Here is a 6,810-nt window from a genome sequence, read left to right as displayed (position 1 = left end):
GGTGCGTCAAGTTGACCGGCTCGGCAGAGCACGGCGGCTGCGTTGATGGCCGGGTTGGTCATGGTGTTGCATGGCGCGCCTGTCGGCAGGGCGCACGGCGCGTCAAGCTGACCGGCTCGGCAGCGCACGGTGCCGGGTCTGACGACCGGCCCTGGCAACGCGCTGCCACCCCGCCTGAATCAGAACGTCCCGCGCAGCGTCACCGACACGTTGCGCGGATCACCCCAGTAGTAGCCGGTCGCCGTCGGTGCCACCTGACGGTAGTACTTGCGGTCGAACAGGTTGTTGGCGTTGAGCTGCAGCGAGTAGTGGTCGTCGAAGCGGTAGTTGACCAGCGCGTTGTACACCGCGTAGCCCGACTGCGATGCCTCGACCGTGCCGCTGCGGTTGTAGATGCTGCTCTGCGCCTGCACACCGCCGCCCACCGTCCAGTTGTTCAGCTCGCCCGGCAGGCGGTAGCTGGTGAACAGGCGCAGCATGCGCTTGGGGTCGGTGGTGCGGATGGCGTTACCGGTGTTGCTGGTGGTGTCTTTCAGGTACTCGGTGGTGTTGTAGGTGTAGCCGCCACCGATGTTCCAGTCCGGCAGCACCTCGCCGGAGATTTCCAGCTCGAAGCCCTGACTGCGGTTCTTGCCCGCCGCGACCTTGCAGTAGCCGGTGGCATAGTTGGGCAGGCAGGGGTTCGGGCCGCTGATGTCATCCAGCGCGTTGCCCACTTGATAGATGCGGAAGAACGCCAGCGAGGTGTTCAGGCGACCGTCGTAGAACTCGCCCTTGATCCCCGTTTCATAGGCTTCGCCAGTGACCGGCGCGAGCACCGAGCCGCTGATATCGGTGCCGGTCTGCGGGTTGAAGATCTCGGTGTAGCTGGCGTACGTGCTGAAGTTGTCATTGAGGTCGTAGATCAGCGCAGCGTAGGGCACCAGCTCGTTGTCGACACTGAACGTGCCGTTGCTGCGCACGTTGTTTTCCTGCTCGTAGTCGTACCAGTTGGTGCGCGCGCCGACGATGGCGGTCAGTGAATCGGCAAGGGAAATGCGCCAGGTGGCGTAGGCGCCTTCCTGGGTGGTGCGGGTCCGTACCGGGTGCGCGGTGACGGGGATCTTCGGGTTGGCCAGGCTGTGTTTCGGGTCCCAGTTGCGCAGGTCGAACAGGCCCGATTGGGTGTTGGCGGTGGCCGAAGCGTAGGAGTCATTGCGCGTGCGCTCAACGCCGAGCATCAGCTCGTGGGTGCGGCCGAACAGGTCGAACGGGCCGTTGAGGGTGGCGCTGAGGTTGTTCTGCAGGCTTTCCCCGCCATCCCCCTCGACCACCTGATAACTCATCAGGTAGGGATTTCTGGTCGGGTTGCTGGCACCCGCGGCGCGGGTGATGTAGGTCTGCTTGAAGCCGTCATCGGCCAGCTCGAAATGGGTGCGCTGGGCCATGACCTTGAGCGACCAGTCGTTGTCGAAGCGGTGTTCGAGCTCGGCGAAGGTCTGCAGGTTCGTGCGGTTCCAGCGGTTCCAGTCGGCGCCCAGGTAGGTACTACGGCCAAACGGCAGGGCCTTGCCGTCGTAGTCGGCGGGCAGATTGCCCCAGGCGCCGGTGGCGTCGAGCTTGGTCCATTCCAGGCCGGTGGTCAGGGTAGTGTTGTCGTTCAGGTCGAAGGCCAGCACGCCGTACAGCACGTCCTTGCGCTCACTGCGCGACTCCTGAAAGTGATCGCGGTCGTCGTGCACGGCAATCATCCGCCCGCGCACGTTGCCGGTTTCGGTCAGTGGGCCAGAGATATCGGCGACGTAACGCTGGGCGTTCCAGGTGCCGAGGGTGACGCTGCCTTCGCCCTGGAACTCGGCCGTGGGGCGCTTGCGCACCAGGTTCACCGTGCCGGACGGGTTGCCAGCGCCGCGCAGCATGCCCGTGGCCCCGCGCAGGATTTCCGCACGGTCGATGATCGCCGCATCGCTCTGCACGAACGAGCCGCCGCCGCTACCCTGCACCACGGTGGCGCCATCGTACTGGATCGCGTCGATGGCATAACCGCGCGAGTAGTACTGCACCCGCTCGCTGTCGAACAGGTTGACCACCACGCCCGGGGTCTGCTCCAGCAGCGTGGTCAGGTTGGTGATGTTCTGGTCCTTCAGGCGCTGGCTGGTGACCACCGTGACGGACTGCGGGGTGCGGCGCAGGCTTTGTGCGGTCTTGCCGATGGTCACTGCACCGGTGGTGTAGGAACCGGTGTTTTCCGTGGTGGTGCCGAGGTGGTTGCTGGCGATGTCGATCACGCCGAGTTCCAGCGCGCCGGTCGTGTCGGCGGCCGGAATCAGCAGGAAGTTGCTGTCGCTCTGTGCGTGGATCTGCACCTGGCTGCCCTGCAGCACAATCGCCAGCGCTTCGGCGCTGCTGTGGCGGCCCTGCACGCCAGGGCTGTTCTTGCCCTGCAGGCTGGCGGCGTCGAACGACAGGTTCAGCCCGCCTTGACGCGCCAGTTGGTCGAGGGCTGCGGCCAAGGGGCCAGGGGCAATGCGCCAGTCGCGTAACTGGGCCTGGCTGGCCGGGGCGGCATGGGCCAGTAGCGGCAGGCCGCTGGTGCTGGCCAGGGTCATACCGAGCAAGGCGGCGCGCACGGCGCTACGCAGACGATTATGGCGGGGAAAGACGGGGTGGATCATGCAACGCTCCTGAAGGTTGGGGCCACTGTTGGGGCTTTATTCCTTCAGGCCGTACGAGAATGAGATTCCACCTCATTTATTTTCACGTTTTTTTCACACTTGCCCGACGCTGACCCAATAGCGGGTCCGGTAGTGCACCTGGATGGGCAGGCTGCGGGCGAGCAACTGCAGGATCTGGTCGGTGTCGGCCAGCTGGTAGGTGCCGGAGACGTTCAGCTCGGCGACCTGATCCGCGCAGCGCAGATAGCCTGGGCGATAACGTGACAGTTCATCGAGAAACGCGCGCAGCGGCATCTGCTGCACGCTGAGCACGCCCTCGGTCCAGCCCCACGGGTCGACGTTCAGGTGTGCCGCGTGCAACTGACCGCTGCGATCGAGCTGCCAGACCTGCCCGGCAGTCAGCGGTCTCAGGGCGCTGCCTGCGACCGTCACCTGACCGCGCTTGACGGCCACCAGCAAGCCGCCGAGGTTTTCGCGCAGCAGCACCTGGCCGTCGAGGGTTTCGAACTGGCCCAGGCGCGTGCTGATGTGAAAGGGGCGAAAGTCCCTGGCGTTGCTCTCGAGGCTGACTTCACCGTGCAGCAGGGTCAGCTGACGCAGGTCGGGGCTGAAGCGCAGGTCGATGGCGCTGTCGGTATTGAGCTGAAGGCGGCTGCCATCGCTGCCGAGCAGCGTGCGCCGCTCGCCGGTGGCAGTGCGGCTGTCGGCCAGCCACCGTTCGAGCCCCAGCGGCTCGCGGTTGACCCAGCCCAGCCCGCCGGTCATGGCCAGTACGCCTAGCAGCTTGAGTTGATCGCGGCGGGTCATGCACTGGCGCTGAGCGTTGTCCAGAGTGCTGCGGCTGATCGCGCTGGGCAATCCGGCCAGCTCGTCGCCCAGGCTGCTGACCCGCTGCCAGGCCTGCGGATTATGCGGATGGCTGGCCAACCACTGCTGGAACTGTTGCTCGGTGCGTGGGCTGGGGCGGTCATAGCGCAGCCGTACCAACCATTCGATGGCTTGCTCGACCTGGGCTTGACCCGGCGCGGTAGATGCGCCGTGGTCAGGCATCGGCATAGCGCAACCGGTAGCAGACGCCCAGGGCACGGGCCAGATCGCGCTCTACCGTGGCACGCGAGGCCTGCAGCTGCTCGGCGATCTGGGCGATGCTCAAGCCGTCGAGCTGTGCCAGCAGAAACGCCTGGCGGGCGCGCGGTTTGAGCTGGTGCAGGGCGCGGTCAAGCCGTTCGAGGGTATCGAGGATGACCCGCCGTGCCTCTTCGCTCGGCACTTCGCCTTCGGGCAGGTGCGCCAGGCTGTCGGCGTAGGCGCGTTCCAGCGCGCGGCGGCGCAGTTGGTCGATCATCAGGCCACGGGCGATGCTGCTGAGGTAGGCGCGAGGTTGCTTGAGCGGGCCACTCTGGCGGGCCCGCAACAGCCGCACGAAGGTGTCCTGCGCCAGATCGGCAGCGTTCTCGCGACAGCCCACCCGCGCCCACAGCCAGCCACGCAGCCAGGCGTGATGGGTTTGGTACAGCAGATCGACCTCGGCCGTTTGCAGCGTGTGATTGACCTGCATGACGATGTAAACCCGAACTGGAATGTAGGAATGATTGTTAATCGTTCTCAATTCTATGCGCGCGGGTGCGGGTGGGCAATGGCATACCAGGGAAATGTTGCCGGGTTGACGAGGGCGGTCGGATGAGTGGTGGTGGGGTGAAGCGTTGGCTTGCAGGGGCGGGCATCCTCAGCCTTCACTCGACAGGCCGACCGAGCCACGCCAGCACGCCCCGTCCGGCCCGTACCCCGCTGGCGAAACAGGCGGTCAGCAGGTACCCGCCGGTAGGCGCTTCCCAGTCGAGCATCTCCCCCGCGCAGAACACCCCAGGCATTGCCTTGAGCATCAGGCCGGCATCCAGCGCTTCGAAGCGCACGCCGCCGGCACTGCTGATGGCCTCGTCGAGCGGGCGCGTGCGCAGCAGGGTGATGGGCAAGGCTTTGATCGCCTGCGCCAGGCGCGGCATGTCACTGAACGTGGCAGCGTCCGTCAGCTCGCGCAGCAGGCCGGCCTTGACCCCATCGAGGCCCAACTGGCCATGCAGGTGCCTGGCCATCGACCGTGAGCCACGGGGTCTGGCCAGGGCCTGGGCGATCTTGTCCACAGGCTTGTCAGGCAGCAGGTCGAGCAGCAGTCGGGCGCTGCCGTCGCGCTCGAGGGCCGCGCGCAGTGGCGCCGACCAGGCGTACACCAGGCTACCTTCAACCCCCTGCGCGGTGAGGATGAATTCGCCTTTGCGCGGCGCGGCGCCTGGGACCGACAGCGCAATGTTCTTCACCGGCGCGCCGGCGTACTTGCTCACCAGCAGCTCGCTCCAGGCATTGACCTCGAAACCGCAGTTGCTCGGTCGCAACGGCGAGATATCCACAGCCTGCGCCTGCAACCACGGCACCCAGGCCCCGTCGGAGCCCAAACGCGCCCAGCTGCCGCCGCCCAACGCCAGTACCACGGCGCTGGGCTGCACACGTCGCTCGCCCTCGGGGCAGGTGATGCGCAGGCTGGCGTCGCTGTTCCAGCCCTGCCAGCGGTGGCGGTTGTGGATAACCACGCCGGCTTCACGCAAGCGCTTGAGCCAGGCGCGCAGCAAGGGCGCAGCCTTCATGTCGGTCGGAAACACACGCCCCGAGGTGCCGACGAAGGTGTCGATGCCCAGGCCATGAATCCAGGCGCGCAGGGCCGTGGCATCGAAATCCTGGAGCAGCGGGTCGAGCGTGTGCTGGCGCTCGGCATAGCGCGCGACGAAGGCCGGGTAGGGCTCGGAGTGGGTGATGTTCATGCCGCCGACCCCGGCCAGCAGGAACTTGCGACCCACCGACGGCATGGCATCGAACACCTCGACCGCGACCCCGGCACTGGCCAGGACTTCGGCCGCCATCAGCCCGGCAGGTCCGGCGCCGATCACGGCAACAAGGGGAGGGCGGGGCGTAGCGTCGGTCATGGGCGGCGGCAGGCTGTGGAAAACGGGCGGGCATTCTACCTCAGCGAGCTCATCGCGCGAGTTGACCCGGCCAACGGACTCCGAATATCCCATTGGCAACCCCATCGAAAGCGCTGTACGAAAAATGTACAGATGGCTACAGCTCAGGCTCCCCGTGGCCTGCAGCGCCTTTCGCTCAGGTTATCCACAGGCGGTTCCACAGTCATTGTGGGTAATTGAGCACCCTCGCGGCGCTGTGGTGGAGGATGCCGTGGCGCCGCGCCAACGCCTCGCGATCCTTGCTGTAGCCACCGCCGATCACGCCCATCACGGGAATGTCGCGGCTCAGGCAACGGTGCAGCACGCATTCGTCCCGTGCTGCGACGCCTGCATCGGTCAGCTTCAGGTAACCCAGGGCATCGTCCTGATGCACGTCGACCCCGGCGTCGTACAGCACCAGGTCGGGCTGGTACAGCGGCAACAGGTAGTCGAGGGCCTGCTCGACCACCTGCAGGTAGGCCGCATCCGTCATGCCGCGCGGCAGCGGGATGTCCCAGTCGCTGTGGGCCTTGCGCGCGGGGAAATTCTGCTCGCAGTGCAGCGACACGGTGATCGCCTCCGGGGTGTCCTGGAGGATGCGCGCGGTGCCATCGCCCTGGTGCACATCGCAATCGAAGATCAGCACCCGCTGCACGCGGCCGGCCTCGAGCAGGTAGCGGCTGATCACCGCCAGGTCATTGAAGATGCAGAAGCCGGCCGGATAGTCGTAATGGGCGTGGTGGGTGCCACCGGCCAGGTGGCAGGCGATGCCGTGCTGCAGGGCCAGTTCGGCGGTCAGCAGCGAGCCGCCGACGGCGCGAATGGTGCGTCGGGCCAGCGCCTCGCTCCAGGGCAGGCCCAGGCGGCGCTGGTCCTCGCGCGACAACTCGCCCGTCAGATAGCGGTCGATGTAGGCCGGGTCGTGGGCCAGGGCGAGGACGTCGCGCGGGCACAAGTCCGGGCGGATCAGGTCTTCATCGCGGGTCAGCCCGCTGGCCACCAGGTGGTCGCGCAGCAGACGAAACTTGTCCATTGGGAAGCGGTGCTCGGCGGGGAAGTCCGGGCTGTAGTCGTCGTGGTAGATCAGCGGCAGCGGCATGGTCAGCTCAAGGTCGGGCCAGCGCTGATCTTGCCAGTTGCAGGCCAGCGGCGGCCAGTGGCTC

Annotated in this window: 5 protein-coding genes; all 5 read right to left on the bottom strand. The window is 66.5% G+C overall.

Translation table 11 applies throughout. From position 1 onward, the window contains the following. Window positions 1-179: 179 nt before the first annotated feature. A complete protein-coding gene (locus RT028_RS18975) occupies window positions 180-2,654 on the bottom strand; it encodes a TonB-dependent siderophore receptor (RefSeq protein ID WP_312936830.1) in 2,475 nt (824 codons plus the stop codon). 93 nt (window positions 2,655-2,747) lie between these two features. Next, a complete protein-coding gene (locus RT028_RS18970; RefSeq protein WP_312936829.1) occupies window positions 2,748-3,710 on the bottom strand; it encodes a DUF4880 domain-containing protein in 963 nt (320 codons plus the stop codon). Beyond that, window positions 3,697-4,212 (bottom strand): sigma-70 family RNA polymerase sigma factor, encoded by a 516-nt coding sequence (locus tag RT028_RS18965; RefSeq protein WP_312936828.1) that lies wholly within the window; start codon window positions 4,210-4,212, stop codon window positions 3,697-3,699. The genes RT028_RS18970 and RT028_RS18965 overlap by 14 nt, the downstream gene beginning before the upstream one ends. A 175-nt stretch (window positions 4,213-4,387) precedes the next feature. After that, window positions 4,388-5,629 carry a TIGR03862 family flavoprotein gene (locus RT028_RS18960; RefSeq protein ID WP_312936827.1) on the bottom strand — a complete coding sequence of 414 codons (1,242 nt, stop codon included), beginning with the start codon at window positions 5,627-5,629 and terminating at the stop codon, window positions 4,388-4,390. 202 nt (window positions 5,630-5,831) lie between these two features. Further along, a complete protein-coding gene (locus tag RT028_RS18955) occupies window positions 5,832-6,746 on the bottom strand; it encodes a histone deacetylase (protein WP_312936831.1) in 915 nt (304 codons plus the stop codon). Between the last annotated feature and the right edge of the window lie 64 nt (window positions 6,747-6,810).

Origin of the sequence: Pseudomonas sp., assembly GCF_032058845.1 — a bacterium.
Lineage (GTDB): Bacteria > Pseudomonadota > Gammaproteobacteria > Pseudomonadales > Pseudomonadaceae > Aquipseudomonas.
This window is presented reverse-complemented; position numbering and strand designations above follow the sequence as displayed.

What these genes read in the sequence shown, in the direction of transcription:
- RT028_RS18975 (WP_312936830.1), bottom strand. Translation starts at nt 2,654, where the DNA reads ATGATCCACCCCGTCTTTCCCCGCCATAATCGTCTGCGTAGCGCCGTG.
- RT028_RS18955 (WP_312936831.1), bottom strand. Translation starts at nt 6,746, where the DNA reads ATGCCGCTGCCGCTGATCTACCACGACGACTACAGCCCGGACTTCCCC.
- RT028_RS18960 (WP_312936827.1), bottom strand. Translation starts at nt 5,629, where the DNA reads ATGACCGACGCTACGCCCCGCCCTCCCCTTGTTGCCGTGATCGGCGCC.
- RT028_RS18970 (WP_312936829.1), bottom strand. Translation starts at nt 3,710, where the DNA reads ATGCCGATGCCTGACCACGGCGCATCTACCGCGCCGGGTCAAGCCCAG.
- RT028_RS18965 (WP_312936828.1), bottom strand. Translation starts at nt 4,212, where the DNA reads ATGCAGGTCAATCACACGCTGCAAACGGCCGAGGTCGATCTGCTGTAC.